The organism is Humibacillus xanthopallidus, assembly GCF_006717145.1.
Classification (GTDB): Bacteria; Actinomycetota; Actinomycetes; order Actinomycetales; family Dermatophilaceae; genus Humibacillus; species Humibacillus xanthopallidus.
The window spans coordinates 132,516-152,877 of sequence record NZ_VFQF01000001.1 but is presented as its reverse complement, the minus strand read 5'-3'; the positions used below and the strand labels follow the sequence as shown (position 1 = coordinate 152,877).

27 protein-coding genes are annotated in these 20,362 nt (G+C 69.3%); 14 read left to right on the top strand and 13 right to left on the bottom strand.

The genetic code is table 11. The annotated features are described in order from the left end of the window. Positions 1–250 precede the first annotated feature (250 nt). From FHX52_RS00680 to FHX52_RS00655, 7 genes are all read left to right on the top strand, one after another. Complete coding sequence (locus FHX52_RS00680) at positions 251–1,480, top strand: GNAT family N-acetyltransferase (protein ID WP_141819038.1); 1,230 nt, start codon at positions 251–253, stop codon at positions 1,478–1,480. A gap of 124 nt (positions 1,481–1,604) precedes the next feature. Next, entirely contained in the window at positions 1,605–1,820 is a 216-nt protein-coding gene (locus tag FHX52_RS00675) for a hypothetical protein (protein WP_141819037.1), read from the top strand. An 82-nt stretch (positions 1,821–1,902) separates the two neighbouring features. After that, positions 1,903–2,418, top strand: coding sequence for a nitroreductase family protein (locus FHX52_RS00670; protein ID WP_141819036.1), 516 nt, complete (start codon positions 1,903–1,905; stop codon positions 2,416–2,418). A 79-nt stretch (positions 2,419–2,497) separates the two neighbouring features. After that, positions 2,498–3,112 carry a P-loop nucleotide/nucleoside kinase family protein gene (locus FHX52_RS00665; protein ID WP_141819035.1) on the top strand — a complete coding sequence of 205 codons (615 nt, stop codon included), beginning with the start codon at positions 2,498–2,500 and terminating at the stop codon, positions 3,110–3,112. Positions 3,113–3,238: 126 nt separating this feature from the next. Further along, positions 3,239–3,697, top strand: a complete 459-nt coding sequence (locus FHX52_RS00660; protein WP_425460075.1) for a GNAT family N-acetyltransferase — start codon at positions 3,239–3,241, stop codon at positions 3,695–3,697. Positions 3,698–3,762: 65 nt separating this feature from the next. Next, complete coding sequence (locus FHX52_RS23685) at positions 3,763–3,927, top strand: hypothetical protein (protein ID WP_185747023.1); 165 nt, start codon at positions 3,763–3,765, stop codon at positions 3,925–3,927. 74 nt (positions 3,928–4,001) lie between these two features. Continuing rightward, complete coding sequence (locus FHX52_RS00655; protein WP_141819034.1) at positions 4,002–4,385, top strand: hypothetical protein; 384 nt, start codon at positions 4,002–4,004, stop codon at positions 4,383–4,385. Between the two features lie 118 nt (positions 4,386–4,503). On the opposite strand, the gene FHX52_RS00650 is transcribed toward FHX52_RS00655, so the two are convergent. The 6 genes from FHX52_RS00650 to FHX52_RS00620 form a co-directional block, all read right to left on the bottom strand. After that, positions 4,504–4,986: an ASCH domain-containing protein gene (locus FHX52_RS00650; RefSeq protein WP_185747022.1), complete on the bottom strand. Its 483-nt coding sequence runs from the start codon at positions 4,984–4,986 to the stop codon at positions 4,504–4,506. 124 nt (positions 4,987–5,110) lie between these two features. Continuing rightward, on the bottom strand, positions 5,111–5,698 hold the full coding sequence (locus FHX52_RS00645) for a GNAT family N-acetyltransferase (RefSeq protein ID WP_141819032.1): 588 nt from the start codon (positions 5,696–5,698) through the stop codon (positions 5,111–5,113). A gap of 63 nt (positions 5,699–5,761) precedes the next feature. Then, positions 5,762–6,565, bottom strand: a complete 804-nt coding sequence (gene istB / locus FHX52_RS00640) for an IS21-like element helper ATPase IstB (protein ID WP_141819031.1) — start codon at positions 6,563–6,565, stop codon at positions 5,762–5,764. Further along, positions 6,565–7,836 carry an IS21 family transposase gene (gene istA / locus FHX52_RS00635; protein WP_141819030.1) on the bottom strand — a complete coding sequence of 424 codons (1,272 nt, stop codon included), beginning with the start codon at positions 7,834–7,836 and terminating at the stop codon, positions 6,565–6,567. Before istA ends, istB begins: the two co-directional genes overlap by 1 nt. 470 nt (positions 7,837–8,306) lie before the next feature. Further along, a complete protein-coding gene (locus tag FHX52_RS00630; RefSeq protein WP_141819029.1) occupies positions 8,307–8,663 on the bottom strand; it encodes a YciI family protein in 357 nt (118 codons plus the stop codon). 394 nt (positions 8,664–9,057) lie between these two features. Next, positions 9,058–9,735 (bottom strand): NADPH-dependent F420 reductase, encoded by a 678-nt coding sequence (locus FHX52_RS00620; RefSeq protein ID WP_141819027.1) that lies wholly within the window; start codon positions 9,733–9,735, stop codon positions 9,058–9,060. Positions 9,736–9,866: 131 nt separating this feature from the next. Here FHX52_RS00620 and FHX52_RS00615 point away from each other — a divergent pair, with 131 nt between their 5' ends. From FHX52_RS00615 to FHX52_RS24635, 5 genes are all read left to right on the top strand, one after another. Continuing rightward, positions 9,867–10,463, top strand: coding sequence for a TetR/AcrR family transcriptional regulator (locus FHX52_RS00615; RefSeq protein ID WP_141819025.1), 597 nt, complete (start codon positions 9,867–9,869; stop codon positions 10,461–10,463). Positions 10,464–10,523: 60 nt separating this feature from the next. Next, the gene (locus tag FHX52_RS00610) at positions 10,524–10,865 is read left to right on the top strand and encodes a hypothetical protein (RefSeq protein WP_141819023.1); all 342 of its coding nucleotides are present in this window, start codon (positions 10,524–10,526) and stop codon (positions 10,863–10,865) included. A 330-nt stretch (positions 10,866–11,195) separates the two neighbouring features. After that, entirely contained in the window at positions 11,196–11,723 is a 528-nt protein-coding gene (locus FHX52_RS00605; RefSeq protein ID WP_185747021.1) for an AAA family ATPase, read from the top strand. A gap of 181 nt (positions 11,724–11,904) precedes the next feature. Beyond that, the gene (locus tag FHX52_RS00600; protein WP_141819020.1) at positions 11,905–12,336 is read left to right on the top strand and encodes a GNAT family N-acetyltransferase; all 432 of its coding nucleotides are present in this window, start codon (positions 11,905–11,907) and stop codon (positions 12,334–12,336) included. A 237-nt stretch (positions 12,337–12,573) separates the two neighbouring features. Then, positions 12,574–12,762 carry a hypothetical protein gene (locus tag FHX52_RS24635; protein ID WP_342777882.1) on the top strand — a complete coding sequence of 63 codons (189 nt, stop codon included), beginning with the start codon at positions 12,574–12,576 and terminating at the stop codon, positions 12,760–12,762. A gap of 72 nt (positions 12,763–12,834) precedes the next feature. Here the strand turns inward: FHX52_RS24635 and mnmA are convergent, their stop codons facing one another. Together mnmA and FHX52_RS00585 are read right to left on the bottom strand one after the other, a co-directional pair. Continuing rightward, positions 12,835–13,953 (bottom strand): tRNA 2-thiouridine(34) synthase MnmA, encoded by a 1,119-nt coding sequence (gene mnmA, locus FHX52_RS00590; RefSeq protein WP_141819016.1) that lies wholly within the window; start codon positions 13,951–13,953, stop codon positions 12,835–12,837. Positions 13,954–13,987: 34 nt separating this feature from the next. After that, positions 13,988–15,178, bottom strand: a complete 1,191-nt coding sequence (locus FHX52_RS00585; RefSeq protein ID WP_141819014.1) for a cysteine desulfurase family protein — start codon at positions 15,176–15,178, stop codon at positions 13,988–13,990. A gap of 80 nt (positions 15,179–15,258) precedes the next feature. Between FHX52_RS00585 and FHX52_RS00580 the strand changes: the two genes are divergently transcribed. Next, positions 15,259–15,732 carry a hypothetical protein gene (locus FHX52_RS00580; RefSeq protein ID WP_141819012.1) on the top strand — a complete coding sequence of 158 codons (474 nt, stop codon included), beginning with the start codon at positions 15,259–15,261 and terminating at the stop codon, positions 15,730–15,732. 66 nt (positions 15,733–15,798) lie between these two features. Here the strand turns inward: FHX52_RS00580 and FHX52_RS00575 are convergent, their stop codons facing one another. From FHX52_RS00575 to FHX52_RS00555, 5 genes are all read right to left on the bottom strand, one after another. Then, a complete protein-coding gene (locus tag FHX52_RS00575) occupies positions 15,799–16,764 on the bottom strand; it encodes an electron transfer flavoprotein subunit alpha/FixB family protein (RefSeq protein WP_141819010.1) in 966 nt (321 codons plus the stop codon). A 39-nt stretch (positions 16,765–16,803) separates the two neighbouring features. Next, on the bottom strand, positions 16,804–17,604 hold the full coding sequence (locus FHX52_RS00570) for an electron transfer flavoprotein subunit beta/FixA family protein (protein ID WP_141819008.1): 801 nt from the start codon (positions 17,602–17,604) through the stop codon (positions 16,804–16,806). A 265-nt stretch (positions 17,605–17,869) separates the two neighbouring features. Next, entirely contained in the window at positions 17,870–18,193 is a 324-nt protein-coding gene (locus FHX52_RS00565) for a YqfO family protein (protein WP_141819006.1), read from the bottom strand. After that, positions 18,190–18,969 (bottom strand): enoyl-CoA hydratase/isomerase family protein, encoded by a 780-nt coding sequence (locus FHX52_RS00560; RefSeq protein ID WP_141819004.1) that lies wholly within the window; start codon positions 18,967–18,969, stop codon positions 18,190–18,192. Before FHX52_RS00560 ends, FHX52_RS00565 begins: the two co-directional genes overlap by 4 nt. Then, positions 18,969–19,472, bottom strand: coding sequence for a YbjN domain-containing protein (locus FHX52_RS00555; RefSeq protein WP_141819002.1), 504 nt, complete (start codon positions 19,470–19,472; stop codon positions 18,969–18,971). The genes FHX52_RS00560 and FHX52_RS00555 overlap by 1 nt, the downstream gene beginning before the upstream one ends. 38 nt (positions 19,473–19,510) lie before the next feature. Here FHX52_RS00555 and FHX52_RS00550 point away from each other — a divergent pair, with 38 nt between their 5' ends. Then, entirely contained in the window at positions 19,511–20,341 is an 831-nt protein-coding gene (locus FHX52_RS00550) for an endonuclease/exonuclease/phosphatase family protein (RefSeq protein ID WP_141819000.1), read from the top strand. Positions 20,342–20,362 lie beyond the last annotated feature (21 nt).

The following is a 20,362-nucleotide window of genomic DNA, read 5'->3' as shown; positions in this document are numbered from 1 at the left end:
TTGCGGCGGGCCCACGGCTGGCGGCGATGATCGTCCGGCTCGTGCACGACGCCGAGATCGCCTGCCGATGACGGATGGTCCTCGGGTCCTGGGGTCCGACTCTTGCCGATGAGCCAAGAACATTAACCCTTGGCCTTGGCCGGCAGACGGCCTGTACGGTCAGCGCGGCCGCGAAGCGAGACCTGTCGATGTCGACACTGAACGGCGGTGCACGTCGCGTGCGTCACGACACCTCAACCCGGGAGTAGCGATGCAGATCCGTGCAACGACGGACCAGGACCTCTCGGTCTTCCTCGACGTGGTTCATGCTGCATTCGGGCGGTTCACGGAGACCCCGATCGCCGGCGGCGGCCTGTGGTGGTCCGCGATCGAGATGGACCGCGGACTGCTGGCTCTCACGGCGGACGGGCGACCCGTCGGAAGCGCCGCGGCGTACTCGTTCGAACTCACCCTCCCGGGTGGTTGCGTCGCCCCGGCCGCCGGCGTGAGCGCCGTCGGCGTCCTGCCCTCTCACCGACGTCAAGGTGTACTGAGCGCGATGATGCGCCACCAGCTCGCCGAGCTACGGGCCCGGGGCGAGTTCCTTGCCGTCCTGCTGGCGAGCGAGGCCCCGATCTACCAGAGGTTCGGTTACGGACCGGCGACCTACACCGCGCACCTGACGCTGCAGCGTCATCGGGCCGCCTTCGCCAAACCCAGGGCGCGCGCAACGACCGGCGCCCTGGTGACGGGTTCTGATCTTGGCTCGATCGAGATGCTGCGGCGCGACGAGTGCGGTCAGGTCATCGAGGAGGTCTACGACCGCTATCGTCGCGCGCAGCCCGGCGCGCTGGGCCGTCCGCACCACTGGTGGACCTTGGGCGCGGGGGCGCCGCCGATCACTCCAGCTCCGCGCTACGTCGCCGTCCACCGCGACGGCGACGGAGTCCCCGATGGGTACGCCAGCTACTCGATCGACAGCGGAACCCTGACGGTCGACGAGACCATCACTTCCGACGACACGGTCTTCACGGCCTTGGCGCGGTTCGCCCTCGGACACGACCTGGTCACCACGTGCGTGTTGAAGCACGTCCCAGCCGACCACCCCCTGCGCTGGCAGCTCGCCGACCTGCGAGCTGCGCAGGTGGACCATGTCGGGGACTGGCTCTGGGTGCGGCTGCTGGACGTTCCGCGCGCGCTGATCACGCGAGGCTGGTCCACGGACGGTGAGCTCGTCCTCGACGTCGACGACCCCTTCCTCGGCGAGCACAATCGCTACCTTCTGACCGTTCAGGGCGGCAGCGCCGATTGCGTCCCCACGGAGCGCGAGCCCGACCTGTCCCTCGACGTCAGCGACCTGGGCTCCATCTACCTCGGCGGAACAGCTCCGAGCGCACTCGTGCGTGCGGGGCACATCCGTGCCCACCACGAAGGCGCAGCAGCCCTGGCCGACACCATCTTTCGCGCCGAACGCTCCCCTCACTGCCTGCACTGGTTCTGACCGCCTGCTCGCGGCCCGCGCGTTCATGCCGCTCGGAGGACGGGACGTCCGACGTTTCCCGCGAAGTCCTCCTGACGAGTGCTGGCCGGCCGAGTACGTTGCGAGCATTTCGCAGCAGGGGCCGATGAGCCTGATCGAGCAGCGCAAGCGGAGCTTGCTGGCCTATACCCCTGCCTTTGTCCTGGGACTCGTGACGGGCAACGTCCTCATGGATCGACTATTCGGGCCCCTCGGCTGGGTCCTCGCCGGCGTTGGTGGTGTCGTTGTGTATCTCACGGTCAGCAAGATCGTCGGGAAGGTCGTCGCACGCGAGAGGAAGGCAAGGCATCCGTCAGGATGACCGTGCACGGCAGGCGGATCGGGGCCGGCTTGGATGGGCCGGGGTACTGGTCAGGCAGGGTGATCTCTGACGAAGATGCCTTATGGAGACATGGGACGCCATCAGGTCCAGACGCGACGTGCGTCAGTTCAGCGAGAGGCCCATCGCCGACGCACACCTCGAGCGAGTCCTCGATGCCGGCCGCCGCGCGCCGTCCGCGGGCAACCTTCAGCCGTGGGACTTCGTCGTGGTGCGAGATCGTGACCAGTTGCAGGCGCTCGCGGGAGTGTGGCAGGGGGCCGGGCATGTCGCTGGCGCCCAAGCCGTGATCGCGCTGGTCTCGTCTGTGCCCGGCGATGAGATGCAGCGGTCCATCCTCGCCTTCGATCTTGGGCAAGCCACGATGGTCATGGCCTTGGCTGCGGCCGACCTGGGCATCGCAAGCGCGCATTCGGCCGTCGAGGACCAGGCGAAGGCGCAGGGTGTCCTCGCGTTTCCCGACGGCAAGTTCTTGGCGTTCATGCTGTCGGTCGGCTACCCAGCCGGCAGACCGCTGGCCGTCATCGACAGGCCAGACCGGCGGCCATACGCCGATGTCGTCCATCAGGGTCGCTGGTGACCAACGGGGCTCTGCACCCGTAGCCCCGTCGAGGAGCATGCCGACGTGAACGAACCAGCAAACGAGGTCCGGGCCGCTCGTGGTCGATCCACTGACGAACATCCGAGTCTGCCACTGGGTGTGCTGGTTGGCTCTTGCGCGCTTTGATGACCTGATGAGCACTACATCGGACGGACCCGTGGGCATGGCAGCAAGCTTGATCGTCCTCTCGGGGCGTCCTGGAACCGGCAAGACGACGCTGGCCACAGCGTTCGCTCGGCATCTGCGGGTCTGCTACTTGCGGGTTGATGCGGCAGAGACGGCGCTTGAACGAACGGGCTTGTCCGTTGGGATCGAGGGCTATGCCGTGATCCACGAGCTTGCCGTCTCCAATCTCCTGCTCGGTCGGGATGTCGTCGTCGACGCCGTCAACCCTGTTCCGGAGGCTCGGGCGGGATGGCGAGAAGCCGCCGACCGGGGCCGGGCTCGGTTGCTGCACGTGGAGACCTGGCTGCCGGACCGGCTCGAGCACCGCCGTCGTGTCGAGGCGCGAACGCCGGACATGCCGCACCAGCAGGTTCCGTCATGGGACGAGGTCGAAGGCCAAGCCTGGGTGCCATGGGATACCGAGCGCGATGGGCCGCGCGCGCTGATCGAGACCAGCGACTCACGCGAGGCCCTCAGCGCCCTCGTCTCCGTGCACGAGCAATCCTGAGGACGGCCGGTCAAGACGCGTTGAGGACGTCTACCCTCGCCCGGTCATGCGGCCGATCGCTCGTGCCCAGCGCGGACGTCTCGCAAGCTGCGGAACACGGTCCTCAGCGCCCGGTATGGTGCAGCCGTGGTCAAGATCCGCGCCGGTGGATTGGACGATGAACGGGTGCAGCTGCTGCTCGCCGAGCACATTGCTGACATGTACGCCACTTCGCCGGCAGAATCCGTGCACGCGCTCGACCTCGACGCCTTGAGGGGTCCCGACGTGGTGTTCTGGGCGGCTTGGGACGGGCCGTTGGCTGTCGGTTGCGGCGCTCTCAAGGACCTGAACGACGATGACGTCGAGCTGAAGTCCATGCGCACCTCGGCGGCGTCGCGCGGCAAGGGCGTTGGAACGGTGATGCTGCGACACCTACTGGACGAGGCACGGCGCCGCGGCGCCAAGCGTGTCTTGCTGGAGACCGGCTCCCAGCAGTTCTTCGCCCCTGCGCGACGCCTCTACGAGCGACACCAGTTCACGCAGCGAGGGCCGTTCGCCGGCTACATCGAAGATCCGAACTCGCACTTCTACGAGCTGGCGCTCTGATCTGCCTTGTAGTGCGCATCCCACCTTTGCCAGAAGGGACATCACCCGCAGGTTTGCTCGCATTCGTGAAGCTGCAGGAGCCCGACGGGGGGACGGGATGGAGTGTCCGTGTCACTGCAGACCTCGATGACGAGGAAGTCCTTGGGCTACTGACTGGCTACGTCGAGCACCTCCGACAGGTGGCTGCGGCGGCTTGGGACGACGGCGATCCGACGGGAGCCGACGACTGACCTCGGCGGCGCGCGGACGCTCGCTCGTGCCGCCGACAGAGCAGCGATTCGCGGCGGGAGTTAGCATCGCGGCCATGGTGCGTAGGTGGGCCACGGCCGTGTTGGCCCTCACAGCGGTCGTGCTGAGCGCAGGCACGTTCGCGTACAGATACACGTACGGCTCTTGGTGGCAGTCTCCGCAACGCATCCCCTACTGCGGTCGAACCTACGTTCCCGGCACTCCTGACCTCAGCCTTGCGGATGTCCGTCAACGCGTGAGCCGAACAGCTCTGCCGGGCGGCGCTGCGGACCCGCTCGTCAGCATTGGCAAGACTCCACCGGTCGTCGGTGCGGACATGCTGGCAGCCGTCACCCCTGAGGCCCAACGACAGCAGCTCGGGACACCTTGCGCGATGGCGCTCTATCTCAAGACCGGTAACGACCACTACATGGCGTACGGGCTCAGTGGCGGGCCGTGACTCGACGCACAGCACCTGACGCCACGATGATCGCTCACACCCCTGTCCGCGCGGCTGAGATGACGAGGCAGTCCTCGATGACAGATCTCGGCCTTCAAGCACCCGGGGCGTTGTCTGTTCAGGTGGTGATTGGTGGCCAGACGAGCTCGAACCGCTCGAACACCACTGCAACATCTTCGGAGAAGGTCAAGCCCATCGCCGCGCACTGACGGGTGAAGAAGCGCGTGTGTGCCTCCAGCCACCAGGCCCGCGTTCGGTCACCCTCGCCCTCGTCCCACGCGAAGCGGTCGTCGACCGACGAGAGCGGACCGACTCGTACGTCTGTCGTGCGCACGATCGCCATTGGCCGGCCATCGCCACCGATCACTGCGCATCGATCCCCCGCGCGAGGCAACGGCTCGTCCTCCGCCACGAACTCCTGCACGAGACTCGCCGTTGCCCTCTTGGGGCCGTGCAAGACCAGGAGGCCGAGCTCGTCAGCCATCTCCGCGGAGTCGCCGAAGGCGAAGCTCGTCACGAGCGGTCCGTCGTACCCGCTGTCTGCGACGTACGAGGTCCACACTGCTTCGACTGCCTTCTGGTTGGCCGTGGCGACGTCCACGGAACTCACAGTACGCAGTGCTGTCGGGCCGCAGCCGGACAGAGGGCCCAAGGACCGTCCGAACCTGGCGCACTCCGGGCGTGTTGGCTGCGCTGAGCGTGCGCGTACGTCCCAATCGGCACGTTCACGCCGTGACCTCGGCGGGGAGGTCATGCGCGAGCACGGCCATGTAGTGCACGTCGATCCACTCTCCGTCGAAGAACCGCGCATCCAGGCCGGTGCCCTCGTGCCGGAACCCGACCTTCTCGTGAACGTGCCGAGCCCGAGGGTTGAAGTCGTAGACCTCGAGCATCACCCGATGGAGGCCCATCGTGGTCAAGGCATGCTCAACCACCAGGCGGGTGGCCTCAGTTCCAAGTCCTCGCCCACGTCCTTGCGCTCCGATCAGAGTCCGGTAGCTGCACGACCGGTTGTCCTCTCCCCACTTGTTGAGGACGACCTCACCAACCATCTCCTGGGTGGCTTGGTCGACCACGGCCAGAACCAGGCGATCATCCGCCGTCGCCCAGCGGCCGTAGATGGCTCGCAGGTCCTCGATCGGCATGCCCTCGACCTGCTCGGTGCTCGTGTGAACCGAGCCTGTCAGCCTCGCGACCTCGGGGTCCTCACGCACGATCCTGTCGATGGTGTCGGCGTCGGCGGCGGTGATCGGTCGTAGCGTGACCAGTGCGCCGGCAAGTGTGGGCTTGAGGCCGAACGGGGGCTCAGACATGACTGTCAACGGCGGCCGAAAACTGACCCCCAATCGTCGGTTGAAAGTTGACCCCCTGGGGTCCTAGTTCTCTTCGGGGACGGCCGCGGGGACGCGGCCGAGGTCTCGGTTCTTGAGCCGGTAGGAGTCGCCCTTGAGGGCGATGACCTCGGCGTGGTGGACCAGCCGGTCGATCATGGCGGCGGCCACGGTGTCGTCGCCGAAGACCTCGCCCCAGCGGGCGAAGGTCTTGTTGCTGGTGACGATCAGGCTGGCTCGTTCGTATCGGGAGGAGACGAGCTGGAAGAACAGGTTGGCGGCTTCGGGTTCGAACGGGATGTAGCCGACCTCGTCGATGACCAGGACGGGATAGCGGACGAGGCGGCGCAGCTCGTCCTGCAGCCGTCCGGTGTGGTGGGCCTCGGCGAGCCGGTCGACCCATTGGGAGGCGGTGGCGAACTGGACGCGGTGGCCAGCTTGGCAGGCCCGCACCGCGAGTCCGGTCGCGAGGTGGGTCTTGCCGGTGCCAGGTGGTCCGAGCAGGACGACGTTCTCCTTGGCGGCGACGAAGTCGAGGGTGCCCAGGTGGGCGATGGTCTCTCGTTTCAGGCCGCGGGCGTGGTCGTAGTCGAAGTCCTCGAGAGACTTACGGGCGGGGAACCGGGCAGCGCGGATCCGTCCCTCACCGCCGTGGGCCTCGCGGGCGGCGACCTCGCGTTGCAGGCAGGCGGCGAGGAACTCCTCGTGGCTCCAACCCTCCTCACGGGCGCGTTGGGCGAGCCGGTCGATCGACTCGCGAAGCGTGGGCGCCTTCAAGGCCCGGGTCAGGTACTCCAGCTCCGAGGCGACGTCCCGAGCCTGCCGAGTGCTCGTCGTCCTGGTGGCCATCACGACACCTGCCCATCGAGCTCGTCGTCCAGCCCGTCGAGGCCGAACGCGGCGTCGTAGGTGCCCAGCGGGCGGACCTCCACCTGATCACCGCTGCCAGGGTCGGGGACCGGGCGCAGCAGGTCCGCGCGGCCCCGGCGCAGCAGCTTCGCGGCCACGGCGTGCTCGAAGTCGGTGATCGTCTGGTGCCAGGCCCACACCCGGGCGTGGTCGGCCACGACCGTGCCCTCGCAGGTGACCCACACCCGGTCCAGGTCGGCGTGGACCTCGACCCGGCGACCGATCACGGACGGGTGGACCGAGTAGTCGTTCGAGTCGAGGCGGATGTAGTGGTCCCGAGGCAGCCGGGTCGTGGCCCGCCAACCGACCTCCGGGGCCACTGGCGGCAACGCCAGCATCGCCGCCCGGTCCGCGCCGACCCGGTCGTCCGGTCGGCAGCCGAGCACCCGCATCCGGCGCGCGTTGGCCTTCACGAGGAACCCCGCGAGCTGGGTGTTGAAGTCCGCCGGCGACGTGAACCGACGGCCCGGCAGGAAGGATCGCTCGAGGTAGTCGTGGAACCGCTCCAGCATGCCCTTCGCTTCGGGGTCGGCCGGCTTACAGATGTACACCTTCACCCCGAGCACCCCGCGGAAGGCCTGACAGTCCAAGGTCAGCTCCGGCGCCCGCGCCCGCCACCGCCCGACCGCGCCCTCCCCGTCCCACACCAGCGTCCTGGGCACGGCGCCGAGCTGCTCGGACAGCAGCCGCCACCAGCCGGCATACAGATCCTCCGTGTCCCGGGACGGGATCAAAGTCGCACCCGCGAACCGGGAGTACCCCGACACCATCGTCATCACCGGCAACCGCTTCGCCGTGCGGGACTGGCCGAACCCGACCGGCAGCTCGATCGGTGGGAACCAGAAGTCGAACTGGGCCAGCTCACCCGCCTCATACGTGGTGCGTGAGGCCGGGTCCGGCGGCAGGTACGCCGGCCGCAGCTCCCGCACCCGCTCCTTGAACACCGTCAACCCGCGCGTCCACCCGACCCGTTCGGCGATCACCGTCGCCGGCATCGTCGGCACCGCCTGCAGCTGCTCACGGATCAGCGCCTCGAACGCGTCCACGGCCGACCCCGCCGGTGTCCGCGCGTACTTCGGCGGCCCGTCCGCGGCCAACGCGGCACGCACCGTGTTCCGGGCGACGCCCAACGTCCTGGCGATCACCTTGATCGGCATCTCCTCAGCCCGGTGCAACCTGCGGATCTCTGCCCAGTCCTCCACCGACAACACTCCTGCCTCCCTGCCTCGAAGCTGAGGACAGGGTCTCTGCAGGGGGTCAAAATTCGACCGTCGATACAGGGTCAGTTTTCAGGCGTCGTCGACAATGACCGCGACCCTTCACGATGGCGTGCGATCCGGCAAACGACTTGTTGCGGTGGCGCCTCGTTCCTGCGCCGCGCCCTCACCCCTCGTCCCAGCGCCGCGGCCCTCACACGACAGAGTCCGTCAACAAACGTCCTCTTGCGCCGGCGATCGGTCGTGCCCTGCGTGAGCTGCAGATCTCGCGAGCTAGCGGCGCACGAGCTCGCGCCTCATCACGGGGGTGGACGCGCCTGAACATCAAAGGGTCACTCCCAAAGGGGCCAGTCCGACAACAGGCATCCCCCGGGACCCAGGAGGTCCGCAGGACGGTGCGGCGGCAGCGGGGTCGATGCAGGCACCTGGCTCGCACCTCAACACGGCAACTCTCCGAGCTGACCTCAGAACTCGGTTGTCGGACGGATCTCGACGACGGGGTGGACCTTGACGAGCACCTCTGCCGCCTCGACCAGGGCGTCGAAGTCGTCGCATGTAACGAGGAAGAAGCCGGTCAGTTGCTCAGACCCCGGCCGCCATGGCCCGGCCGAGACGACCGCCTGAGAGTCCGAGCCGCGGCTGAGGGTTCGTGTGTGCCTGCTGTCCTGCAACCCCGCTCCTCCGATGACGGCGCCACCACGAGCCGCGAGCAACTGCCCGAACTCGTAGTCGGTATCGAACGTGACTTGGCGCTCGACGTCACCGGCGGCCTCCCACTGATCCTCGTTGTCGGCGGGGAACATGACGGCGTACTGCGACATGGCTGTCCTTCTACTCGCGCAATGTTGATGCCGTCAACAATGCCGCACGCCATGTCCCAACGGTGACTTCGGGCGCGCTCGCCTGGTGGCAGGCGTCGGGTGGGCCCGTGACCGCAGCTCCTGCTCAGCGTCCGCCAGCTGATGCCTGGCGGCGATGATGCGGCGGAATGACGCGGCGTCGCGGGCCTGGTGAGTCGATGGGTCGAGCTCGTCCAAACCGGTGCGGTCGTGGTTGGGCCTGCGGGTTGCCCTGTCATTCACCTCATCTCAGATAGTCGAAGAACTTCCGAATCCACCCAGTGGAGCACCTCTGGAGGCGGTGGCCATGCCTATAGCGCCAGTGCCGCCCGTGGCGAGCACGGTCTTGCCGACCACCGACGCCATCGCATTGATGTCACCGCACGATGCTGAAGTTGAAGTTCGCGGTGCCGAGCGTACCCATGAGCCGCAGCCACACGGGCAGCAGCATCTCGGTGCCACGGGCGCCGCTGATGTCGCCGAGGTCGATGACGTCGCTGTGCCCGAAGCTGTGTAGCAGGTCGGTGACGCTCGCCTTGGCCTCGGCGTGGTTGCCGGCGATGAAGACCGTCGACTCCGCACCGAGCTCCTTCGGGTTGACCATGAGGTTGGCGGTGAGGGTGTTGAGGGCCTTGACGACACGAGCGTCAGGAAAGGCACGCTGGATCTGCTCGCCGAGGGAGTCCGTGTCCTTGACGAAGAGGCTGGGCGGGAAGCCCTTGCTGAAGTCGAGCGGGTTGGAGATGTCGATGAGCACCTTGCCGGCGAGGGTGTGTGCCCCGGCCTGCTCGAGCGCGGGCATCGCACCGAACCCGCTGGTGGCGTTGACGACCAGTTCGGCGGAGGCGGCGGCGTCCGCGAACGTCGCGAGACGAATGTCCGGGCGCTCCGCGGCCCACACGGAGTAGGGCGGCCTGCCCATGCCGTCCGGTTCGGTCCGGGCGAGCGTCGCCTGAGGGTCACGGGTACCGACGGTGACGACGTGCCCGAGGCTGGACAGGCGGTTTGCGAGGGCCTGGCCGACCATGCCGGTGCCGAGGACTGCGATCTTCACGGGTGCTCCTGAATGCCGGGGTGAGTAACGATAGACAGATCTGTCTATCTGATGTGCGACCGTAACAGACAGATCTGTCTACCTTCAAGGTATGCTGAGGTCGCAGTACCAGGAGCCAGCCGAGGAGCCAGATGTCCACCACCGCACCTGTACGCCCGAGCGCCGCCCGCGAACGGATCCTCGAGACGGCGTTCGCGTTGTTCTACGCCCACGGCATACGGGCGGTGGGAGTGGACCGCATCATTGCGGAGTCGGATGTCGCGAAAGCCACCTTCTACAAGCACTTCCCGGCCAAGGACGACCTCGTGGTGGCCTATCTCGACAAGGTCGACGGCGTCTGGACGGGACAGCTTCACGAGGCCGCGGCGGCCGCCGGACCGGACCCGGCGGCTCAGCTCGTCGGCCTCTTCGATGCCTTGCGGGCCTCGTGCCGTCGCGAGGGCTACCGGGGCTGCGCCTTCATCAACGCCGCCGCCGAGTCCCAGCCCGGCACAGCCGTGCACGACCGCACCGTCGCCCACAAGACGGCCGTCCTCTCGTGGGTGCACGAGCTTGCCGAGCGGGCCGGGGCGCGCGACCCGGGCGCACTGGCGAGGACACTGACGTTGCTGCTCGATGGTGGGCTGGCCAGCGGCTCTCTCGACGCGAGTCCGGATGCACCAGACGCAGCAAAGGCGTCGGCTCGCGCTCTCGTCGACGTCGCGACCCGGACCGACGGCCGAGGCTGACAGCGCGTCAGTGAAGACGAACCCGGGCTACTCCAACGGAAGTCTGAAGGTGATGATGACATGGCGGCTCCACTGACGGACGAGCAGACCGGCATACGTGTCCGGTTCCTCATCGCCGCTGTCGGGGTGCTCCTCTTCGTGCTGGCGGTCGTTGGCTGGCGGGCACTGAAGGACAGGCCCACCGTGCTTGCAGGCACGGTCGCTCTCGTGAACGCCGACGGGACGAAGATCTGCGTCGCTCCGCAGTCCGGGGAGCAGTGGTGCGGACGGCTCGCAACATCAGGAGCAGCCGTACCGACGGTCGGTCAGAAGGTCACGGTGATCGTCAACACGGTGGATGCCGATCCGAACGGCCCGCTCAACATCGGGACGGTCGTCCCCGCAGGGTTCACGCTCAAGTAGCCGACCGCGCGGGATCGGCTACGGCTCGGTCGTGACATGGGCCCTGCCGCCTGGGCCGGCGACGGGCGCCCGTACAAATCCGTTCGCATCGTGTTCTCGGCGACATCGTCGGAGGCAGCCTCGGCACCATCGAGGTCGGCGGCTCAACCGACTTCGCCCGGTGGGTCCCGCTCAACCGGGTCGAGGGGCTCGATGCCAAGTCCGACATCGTCGACATCGCCTCCGCCGCCGTCGCCGCTGACTGGACGCGCTCGTCTGCCGCGACCAGATCGTTGGGTGCGTGAGCTCGGTTCCGGGCGCAGCAACTGCTCGTCCCGTACCCTCCGATGGGTGACCGCACTTCGTCCACTGCTCCTGACAGGCGGGCCGGCGGTCGGCAAGACCACGACCGCGCGAGCCCTGGCCGAGACGACGGAGCCGTGCGCATACGTCGACGTGGATGACGTGCGCCAGATGATCAAGAGCGGCGGGGTCGCACCATGGAAAGGCGCGGAGGGCCGCGCCCAGCACCTCTTGGGCATCCGCAACGCTGCGGTGTTGGTCGCCAACTTCACCGACGCGGGGATCAACGTGATCCTGAGCGATGTCGTCACCCAAGACCTTCTGAGCATCTACCGAGACCTGGTGCCGGAGCTGGTGACCATCCGGCTGGCCTGCGACCTTGCGACCGCACGGGCACGGGCCAGCACTCGGCCGGTGCATCTCACCATCGAGGAGTTCGAGATGCTCCACCGCCAACAGACCGAGCCGCTCGAGACCGACTCCGAGCTCGACGTGTCTGGCATGACGCTGGACGCTCAAGTCGACGCTGTCCGACGGCATTGGCGGAGCCGATCGGAAGGCGTCGGGTCTCGTTGACCGGAGTCGTCCGCCATCTCCGCTCAATGCGGAGAACAAAGGTGACGCCTCAGTCCGCGCAGATGGGTTACGGTCCGGTCGGTATGGAACTCTCGTGGCCCCTGACCGATGGCTTGGTGACTGTGCGGCCGGCGGAAGCTGGTGACGCCGCGGCATTCCTGGACTACAAGCGTCGCCCTGAGTGCCAGGCCTACGTCACCCGGACCGTCGACACCCTCGAACAATCGAGAGCCTTGATCGACGACCGCCTCTCGCAGCCAGACTCGTTGCTGTGTGCGCTCGTCGTGGGCGGAAGCGTCGTCGGCGACATCGGCGGTATCGACCAGAGTCCCTGGGCCCCGATCCTGACGTCCACGACTTCTACCTCGGCTACTCAGTCAACCCGGATCACTGGAACCAGGGCATCGCCAGTAGAGCGGCAGCGCTGCTGGTGACGGCGCTGCACTGCGGCGGGATTCGCCGCATCGTGGCCAAGACGTTCGCTGAGAACGAGGCCTTCATCCGGGTCCTGACCAAGAACGGCTTCCGCCTCGAGGGCACGGAACGTGCCGCAGCGCTGGGCAGGGACGGTCGATGGCTCGATGACTGCACCTTGGCCCACCTGGCCCGATGACAACCGAAGGACAACCGAATGGCGACCGTGTCCGTCTCATGATGCCCAGATGGGCATCATGAGACACGCACGGTTCGTGGCTCGTGAAAGGTGCCCATGTCCGACCTCCCGCCTGTTCGCCCAAGGATCGTTTGTCTGTGCGGGTCCCTACGCTTCGGCGGGGAGCTTGCGGCTGAGCGCACGCGCCTGACACTCGATCTGGCGATCGTCCTGGCTCCCGAGGCGACCGAGGGGGCCGTGCCGGACCCAGCCCTCGTCCGCTCGTTGGGAGAGCTGCACCTCCGCCGGATCGACCTCGCAGATGAGGTGCGAGTCGTGAACCCGAGTGGCTACATCGGAGCGGCCACCCGGCGCGAGATCGCGTACGCCGAATCGTTGGGCAAGCGCGTCACCTACCTGCACGGTCCGTCCACGAAGGACGGTTAGTCAGCGGCTCGGGTCGCCCGATCTTCAGCGCGAGGCGTCCAGCGTCAACGCCGGGACAGGGCCTGCGCCTCGTCAGCCGGCAGAGCGAACCGAAGGAGCTGCTGAAGACTCACGCTCGAGGCGGGAGGCGGCGATGGTCGCCGACCCGATGACCCGCGTGCCGTCGTAGAGCACGACCGACTGGCCCGGTGCGACGCCGCGGATCCGCTCGTCGAGGCGGACCTCGACGCGGCCCTCGTCGGCCCAGGCCGTCGCGGCATGCTCCTCGCCGTGCGCCCGCACCTGGGCGCCGACCCGCACGACACCCTCGGGAGCCGGGCCGCACCAGCGGGCGTGGTCGCCGGAGATCGCGTTCACGCCGAGGAGCTCGGCCGGGCCGACGACGACCTGGTTGGTGCGCGGTCGCACCTCGACGACGTAGCGCGGCTCGCCGTCCGCCGCCGGCCGGGACAGCCCCAGCCCGCGCCGCTGGCCGACGGTGTAGGCGAAGGCGCCGTCGTGGTGGCCGAGGACCTCGCCGGAGGTGTCGACGATGTCGCCGGGCGCCTCTCCCAGCCTGCGGGTCAGCCAGCCGCGAGTGTCTCCGTCGGGGATGAAGCAGATGTCGTGGCTGTCAGGCTTCTTGGCGATGAAGAAGCCTCTCTGCGCAGCCTCCTCGCGGATGCGCGGCTTCTCGGTGTCGCCGAGCGGGAAGAAGGCGCGGGAGAGCTGGTCGGCGTCGAGCACCCCGAGGACGTAGCTCTGGTCCTTCGCAGCGTCGACGGCCCGGTGCAGCTCGCGCCGGCCGTCGGTGGTCTCGACGATCTGGGCGTAGTGGCCGGTGGCGACCGCGTCGAACCCGAGCGCCACCGCCTTGTCGAGCAGGGCGGAGAACTTGATCTTCTCGTTGCAGCGCAGGCACGGGTTGGGGGTGCGCCCGGCGGCATACTCCCGCGTGAAGTCGTCGACGACGTCGCGGGTGAAGCGGGCCGCCATGTCCCAGACGTAGAACGGGATGCCCAGCACGTCGGCCACCCTGCGCGCGTCGCCGGCGTCCTCGATGGTGCAGCAACCACGGGCCGACTCGCGCAGCGTCGCGGCGCTCTGGCTGAGCGCGAGGTGCACCCCGACGACCTCGTGACCGGCATCGAGCATGCGCGCCGCCGCCACCGCCGAGTCGACGCCGCCGCTCATGGCTGCCACGACCCTCATGACGCTCTCCGACCCGCGAGGCCCACGACCGCCGTCACGAGGCCGTCGCCTCGCGGGCGCGACGGGCACGCTCGATGGCGGCGGGCAGCGCGTCGACGACGGCGTCGACGTCGCCCTGCGTCGAGGTGTGACCGAGCGTGAGGCGCAGCGCGCCCCGGGCGTCGCTCTCGGAGATGCCCATGGCCAGCAGGACGTGGCTCGGCTGCGGCACGCCCGCCTGGCAGGCCGAACCGGTCGAGCAGGAGACCCCGGCAGCGTCGAGCAGGTAGAGCAGCGAGTCGCCGTCGCACCCGGGCACGAGGAGGTGGACGTTGCCGGGCAGGCGGTGCACCCCGTCGCCGCGCTGCCAGAAGCCGGTCGGGCGAATACCGGCGCCGAGGGCCATCGCTCGCTCGATGAGGTCGTCGCGCAGGGCGGTCAGGCGCACCGCCTCGGCCTCCATCGACTCGGTCGCGGCGACGATCGCCGTGGCGAAGCCGACGATGGCGGGGGTGTCGAGGGTGCCGGAGCGCACCTGGCGCTCCTGGCCACCGCCGTGGGTCAGGGGCACGAGGCGAGCGTCGCGCCGGGCGACGAGGGCTCCCACCCCGATCGGGCCGCCGAGCTTGTGCGCCGTGACCGAGAGCAGGTCGGCGCCGCTCGCGGCGAAGTCGACCGGCAGGTGCCCTGCCGCCTGCACGGCGTCGGTGTGGAACGGGATGCCGTGCTCGCGCGCCACGGCCGCGATGCCCGCGACGTCCTGCACGGCGCCGACCTCGTTGTTGGCCCACATGACGCTGACGAGCGCGACCGACTCGGGGTCGGCCTCGATCGCGGCCCGGACGGTGGCTGGCTCGACCAGTCCGTCGGCCGTGGACTCGAGCCAGGTGACCTTGGCGCCCTCGTGCGCCACGAGGAAGTCGACACAGTCGAGCACGGCGTGGTGCTCGATCGCCGACACGAGCAGACGCACCCGGGCCGGGTCGGCGTCGCGGCGCGCCCAGTAGGTGCCCTTGACGGCGAGGTTGTCGGACTCGGTGCCGCCTGAGGTGAAGAGCACCTCGGACGGGCGCGCGCCGAGGCAGCGCGAGATCTTCTCGCGCGACTCCTCGACGGCGCGCCGCGACGCCCGACCCGTGCGGTGCAACGACGAGGCGTTGCCGACCACGGCGAGCTGCTCCGTCATGGCGGTCAGCGCCGCGGGCAGCATCGGCGTCGTCGCCGCGTGGTCGAGATAGGCGGTCACCCACCGATTCTAGGCTGCGCCGCACGAGGCGCCGACCTGGATCGGGCTGCGGGCGCCGCCTGCCTGCCTATGATCTGCGCATGGCAGGCAGGCACGAAGGTGGCGCCGACGACACCCTGCGCGCGCCCGCCGTCCACCGAGCCGTCGCGGCCGGCGCCAACCCCGTCATCGCCTACCTCGTCGCGCGCCTGCTGCTCCGGCTCGTGCCCGCGCTGCCGACGCTGCCGACGTATGCCGTGTGCCTCCTTCTCGGGGTCGTCGTGGGGTGGCGCGCGTGGACCGCGCGCATCGACCTCGGCACCCGGTCGATGCTCGTGCACAACACCCTGGCGACGACCCGCGTCGAGCGGCGAGTCGTCAAGCGCATCGCCGAGTCCGGCCGGGTCGAGTGGCGCCCGGGCACGGAGCGCGCGATGCGGCTGCCTGCGGAGGCCCTGCACGGTCCTTGGTGGACCCTGAGGACGGGCCGGACGGCATACGCCCTCAACCGCGAGCAGGCCCGCAGCTGGCTGCGGACGATGCCGCACGACGTCGCACAGGGCGAGGGCGACTGACACGCAGGAGGCCGGCCCCGGGGTGCCGGGGCCGGCCTCGCGTCGTGCGTCGGAGGGTGCGGAGGGTCAGTCCTTGCCCGCCTCGATCGTCTCCGTCGCCTGCGGCAGGACGGCGAAGAGGTCACCGACGACTCCGAAGTCGACGAGCTCGAAGATTGGGGCCTCGTTGTCCTTGTTGATCGCGACGATCGTCTTGGACGTCTGCATGCCTGCGCGGTGCTGGATCGCGCCGGAGATGCCGCACGCGACGTAGAGCTGCGGGCTCACCTGCTTGCCGGTCTGGCCGACCTGCGAGGTGTGGGGGTACCAGCCCGCGTCGACCGCGGCACGCGAGGCGCCCACGGCCGCGCCGAGCGAGTCGGCGAAGGCCTCGACCTTGGAGAAGTCGCCGGCGGTGCCGCGGCCACCCGAGACGACGATCGCGGCCTCGGTGAGCTCCGGCCGCCCGGTGGCCTGCTTGGGCTTGGACTCGGTGATCCGGGCGCCCTTGGCGGCGTCGGACGGGGTGAAGTCGACGACCTCGTCGGCGGCCGCACCTGCGACCTCCTCCGGGGTGGCCGAGTTGGGCTTGACGGTGATGATCGGCGTGCCCTTCGTGACGGTCGCCGACACGGTGTAGGAGCCGGCGAAGACCGACTGCGTCGTGGCGATGCCACCGCTGCCGTCACTGGCCGCCTGCACGTCGACGGCGTCGGTGATCAGGCCCGACTCCGTCTTGACGGCGAGGCGGGCGGCGATCTCCTTGCCCTCCGGGGTGGAGGGCACGAGCACGGCGGCCGGCGAGGCCGACGCGACGAGCTGCGCGAGCACCTCGGCCTGCGGGACGACGAGGTGCTCGAGCACCTCGGGAGACTCGACGCGGTAGATCTTCTCGGCGCCGAAGCGGGCGAGGGTCTCCTTGGCGGCGTCGAAGCCGGTGCCGACGAAGACGGCCGACGGCTCGCCGATGCGGCGGGCGATCGTGAGCAGCTCGGACGTCGTCTTGCGGACCTTGCCGTCGACGTGGTCGACGAGGACGAGTACTTCAGCCATGGTGTGTGGATCTCCTTCTGTGGCTGGGGTTTCGGACGCTCAGACGAACTTGTGCTCGGTGAGGAAGGCCGCGAGCTTCCGGCCGCCGTCGCCCTCGTCGGGGACGATCTCGCCCTGCGAGCGCGGGGGCCGTGCGGCGAAGGCCTCGACCTTGGTCCAGGCGGCGTCGAGGCCGACCTGCGAGGGGTCGATGCCGAGGTCGGCGAGCGCCCACTTCTCGACCGGCTTCTTCTTGGCCGCCATGATGCCCTTGAAGGAGGGGTAGCGCGGCTCGTTGATCTGGTCGGTGACCGAGACGAGCGCCGGCAGCGTGGCGGTGATCGTCTGCGTCGAGGCGTCGCCGTCGCGGTGGATCGTGGCCGTGCCACCCGCGCCACCGTCGATGGTGAGCTCCGAGGCGAAGGTGACGGCCGGCAGCCCGAGTCGCTCGGCGAGCATCGTCGGGACGACGCCCATCGTGCCGTCGGTCGAGGCCATGCCGGTGACGACGAGGTCGACGGGCGCCTCGTTGCCGATCTTCTTGATCGCCTCGGCGAGCACGAGCGAGGTGGCGACGGCGTCGGAGCCGTGGATCGCGTCGTCGTCCACGTGGACACCCTTGTGGGCGCCCATCTGGAGGGCCTTCTTGATGGCGTCGGCGGCCTGGGCGGGGCCGACCGTCAGGACGGTCACCTCGCCCTCGCCGGCTTCGACGATCTTGAGCGCCTCCTCGACGGCGTACTCGTCGAGCTCGGACAGCAGGCCGTCCACGTTGTCGCGGTCGGTCGTGTTGTCAGATGCGTTGAACGTGCGCTCGGCCTGGGCGTCCGGCACGTACTTGACACAGACGACGATGTTCATGGGTGAACGTCCTCTTCCGTTGCTGGTGGTGGTGCTCCTGGAGCTGCCGGAGGTCGCCCCGGCACTGCCCGCCATCCTCTCACTGAGCGCCCGCTCAGTCCGTACGCGCCCGGCGTGACGCTCACCACCAGACACCGATGACGTATGCCGCCCGCGCCCCTCCCCGCCCGCCTCTCCCCCGCGTCTCGCCCGCTTCTCCCCCGGTCGAGGTGATGCCGGCACCGACGTGCGTGGCGGCATCACCTCCAGTCGCGAGAAGGCGACCTCAGAGCTGTGCGGTCTCGAGGACGTGGAAGGCCGGCTCCTCGTAGGGATGAGCAGCGCGCAGGGCGGCGACGACCGCTGCGCGCAGCGCCCGGTCGAGCACGAGCTCGACCCGGTTCTCGGCGACCTTCTCGAGCTCTCCGACCGTGCCGATGGCGGGCCGGGCGCCGGCGACGGGACGGAACTGCCCCGTGCCGGCCGTGACGAAGGCGCAGTCCCGGTAGTCGCCGACGGCGCCGGCACCCGCAGCGAGCACCGCGTCCAGGACCCGCTCCGTGTCGTCGACCGGCACGTAGAAGACGAGGACGTCGAGCGGCGGCGTCACCGGCCCTCGAACTGCGCCTTGCCCGGTCCGTGCTCGACGAACGAGGTCATGCCGATCTCGCGGTCCTTCGTCGCGAAGAGCGACGCGAAGAGCAGGCGCTCGATCTCGAGACCGGTCTCGAGGTCGACCTCGAGACCCCGGTCGATGGCCTCCTTGGCGGCGCGGACGGCATACGACGCGGCGCCGACGAACGTCGAGGCCCACGCGCGAGAGGCGGAGTAGACCTCGGCGGCGGGCACGACCTTGTCGGCGAGGCCGATCGCGAGAGCCTCCTGCGCGTCGACGAAGCGGCCGCTGAAGATGATCTCCTTGGCCCGCGAGGCGCCGACGAGGCGCGAGAGGCGCTGCGTGCCGCCGGCTCCGGGGATGATGCCGAGCAGGATCTCGGGCTGGCCGAGCTTGGCGTCGTCGGCCACGACGCGGAAGTCGCAGGCGAGCGCGAGCTCGCAGCCGCCGCCCAGCGCATACCCCGTGATCGCGGCGATGACCGGCTTCGGGATGCGCGCGACCGCCGAGATCGAGCTCATGAGCGGGCCGGAGCGCTCGACCATGTCGGTGTACGACATCGCCTGCATCTCCTTGATGTCCGCCCCCGCGGCAAAGACGCGCTCGCCGCCGTAGACGATGACCGCCTTGACGTCGGTGCGGGCCGTCGCCTCCTGGGCTGCGGCCCGGATCTCCTCCTGGACCTGCACGTTTAGGGCGTTCATCTTCGGCCGGTCGAGACGGATCGTCCCGACGCCGTCCTCGACCTCGAGGCGGACGAACTCGCCCATCAGACTGCGGTGCCCGGCTCGCCCTCGGCGGGCAGCCACGACTGGAAGAAGAAGCCGACGCTCTGGAGGATGTGGTTGATCGACAGCGGCACGAGGACGTCGAGGTCGGCGTTCGGGGTGACGACGTGCTCGGCCGACACGACGAGGCTCTCCTGCACGAGCGTCACCTTGACGATGTTGAGCTGCATCGTCATGTCGTTGCAGCGCGCGAGGCGCTCGTTGCGGTCGGGCGAGACGGGCTCGGCGAGCTGCCACTGACCGAAGAAGCGCACGAGTGCGAGGTCACCCTCGGCAACGCGCGCGAAGAGGGTCGTGCTCGTGCCCTGGTCGTCGACGATGGCGAACTCGATGTCGCCGTCACCGTCGACGGTGGCGTCGATGTCCAGACCCCGGAGGATCCCGATGATGCGGTCGCGCACCGGAGTGTCGCTCACGGGGGCGCCGTTGGGCGTGGGCGCCGGCGTCTGCGGCGTGAAGTTGGGCAGCGAAGTCGGATCGGTCATGCAGCCAACCGTAGACTGCGAGCACGGACCCACGCGAGGTGACCCATGACGAGACCGAGCCCGTCGCCCCCCGTCGCGGCGGCGACGACGAGCACGAGCGCCTGGCCATGACGAGCACGACCCTCACGGTGGCGACGGCCAACACCTGCACCGGCGACCTGCTGCGCACTCCCGGCGGCCTCGAGCCCTTCCGCGCGGCGGGTGCCGGGCTCGTCGGTCTCCAGGAGGTCTTCGGCGTCACCGAGGCCCAGCTGCGCGCCGCGCTCGGCGAGGTCGGGCTCGCCCTCACCCACTGGCACGCCCCCGCAGGGCTCGTGCTGGCCCACGACCCGCAGGTCGCGGCGCCCGTCGGCGAGCCCGTCGTCACGACGCTCAAGGCGGCCGGACCGCTGCTGCGCATCTCCGACCACTGGCACGAGCGCGGCATGGTCAGTGCGGCGTTCGAGACCGAGGCCGGTCCCCTCACCCTGTCGACGGCGCACCTCATCGTCTTCGCGCGGGCGCACGCGCGCACGAAGCAGGTGCGGGCCCTGCGGGCGGCCCTCCAGCAGGAGCCGCTGAGCCGCGGGCCGCACGTGCTGACGGGCGACATGAACCACTACCCGCGCCCCGCCGCGGCCGACCGGGCGATGCACGAGGCCGGCGGCCTCACCCACGTGCCGCTCCACGAGCCGACGTGGCGGATCAGCGGGTCGAAGCACGAGTGGATGGCGCGGCTGGCGGCGACCGCGACGCGGCGCGACCTCGCGAGCTTCGACGCCCAGCTCGACGTCGTGCTCTACCGCGACCTCAGGCTGCTCGACTCGGCCGTCTTCGACATCGCCTCCGACCACCGCGCTGTCGTCTGCGACTTCGAGCTCGAGGGCTGAGTTCCACACCTTCGACAGCTC

Bases quoted from the DNA above. Each gene is read 5' to 3' on its own strand.
- FHX52_RS00615 (WP_141819025.1), top strand. From the start codon at position 9,867: ATGTCCACCACCGCACCTGTACGCCCGAGCGCCGCCCGCGAACGGATC.
- FHX52_RS00630 (WP_141819029.1), bottom strand. From the start codon at position 8,663: ATGTCGCAGTACGCCGTCATGTTCCCCGCCGACAACGAGGATCAGTGG.
- FHX52_RS00610 (WP_141819023.1), top strand. From the start codon at position 10,524: ATGGCGGCTCCACTGACGGACGAGCAGACCGGCATACGTGTCCGGTTC.
- istB (WP_141819031.1), bottom strand. From the start codon at position 6,565: ATGGCCACCAGGACGACGAGCACTCGGCAGGCTCGGGACGTCGCCTCG.
- FHX52_RS00575 (WP_141819010.1), bottom strand. From the start codon at position 16,764: ATGGCTGAAGTACTCGTCCTCGTCGACCACGTCGACGGCAAGGTCCGC.
- FHX52_RS00670 (WP_141819036.1), top strand. From the start codon at position 1,903: ATGGAGACATGGGACGCCATCAGGTCCAGACGCGACGTGCGTCAGTTC.
- FHX52_RS00560 (WP_141819004.1), bottom strand. From the start codon at position 18,969: ATGGGCGAGTTCGTCCGCCTCGAGGTCGAGGACGGCGTCGGGACGATC.
- FHX52_RS00655 (WP_141819034.1), top strand. From the start codon at position 4,002: ATGGTGCGTAGGTGGGCCACGGCCGTGTTGGCCCTCACAGCGGTCGTG.
- FHX52_RS00570 (WP_141819008.1), bottom strand. From the start codon at position 17,604: ATGAACATCGTCGTCTGTGTCAAGTACGTGCCGGACGCCCAGGCCGAG.
- FHX52_RS00680 (WP_141819038.1), top strand. From the start codon at position 251: ATGCAGATCCGTGCAACGACGGACCAGGACCTCTCGGTCTTCCTCGAC.
- FHX52_RS00580 (WP_141819012.1), top strand. From the start codon at position 15,259: ATGGCAGGCAGGCACGAAGGTGGCGCCGACGACACCCTGCGCGCGCCC.
- mnmA (WP_141819016.1), bottom strand. From the start codon at position 13,953: ATGAGGGTCGTGGCAGCCATGAGCGGCGGCGTCGACTCGGCGGTGGCG.
- FHX52_RS00645 (WP_141819032.1), bottom strand. From the start codon at position 5,698: ATGTCTGAGCCCCCGTTCGGCCTCAAGCCCACACTTGCCGGCGCACTG.
- FHX52_RS00555 (WP_141819002.1), bottom strand. From the start codon at position 19,472: ATGACCGATCCGACTTCGCTGCCCAACTTCACGCCGCAGACGCCGGCG.
- FHX52_RS00675 (WP_141819037.1), top strand. From the start codon at position 1,605: ATGAGCCTGATCGAGCAGCGCAAGCGGAGCTTGCTGGCCTATACCCCT.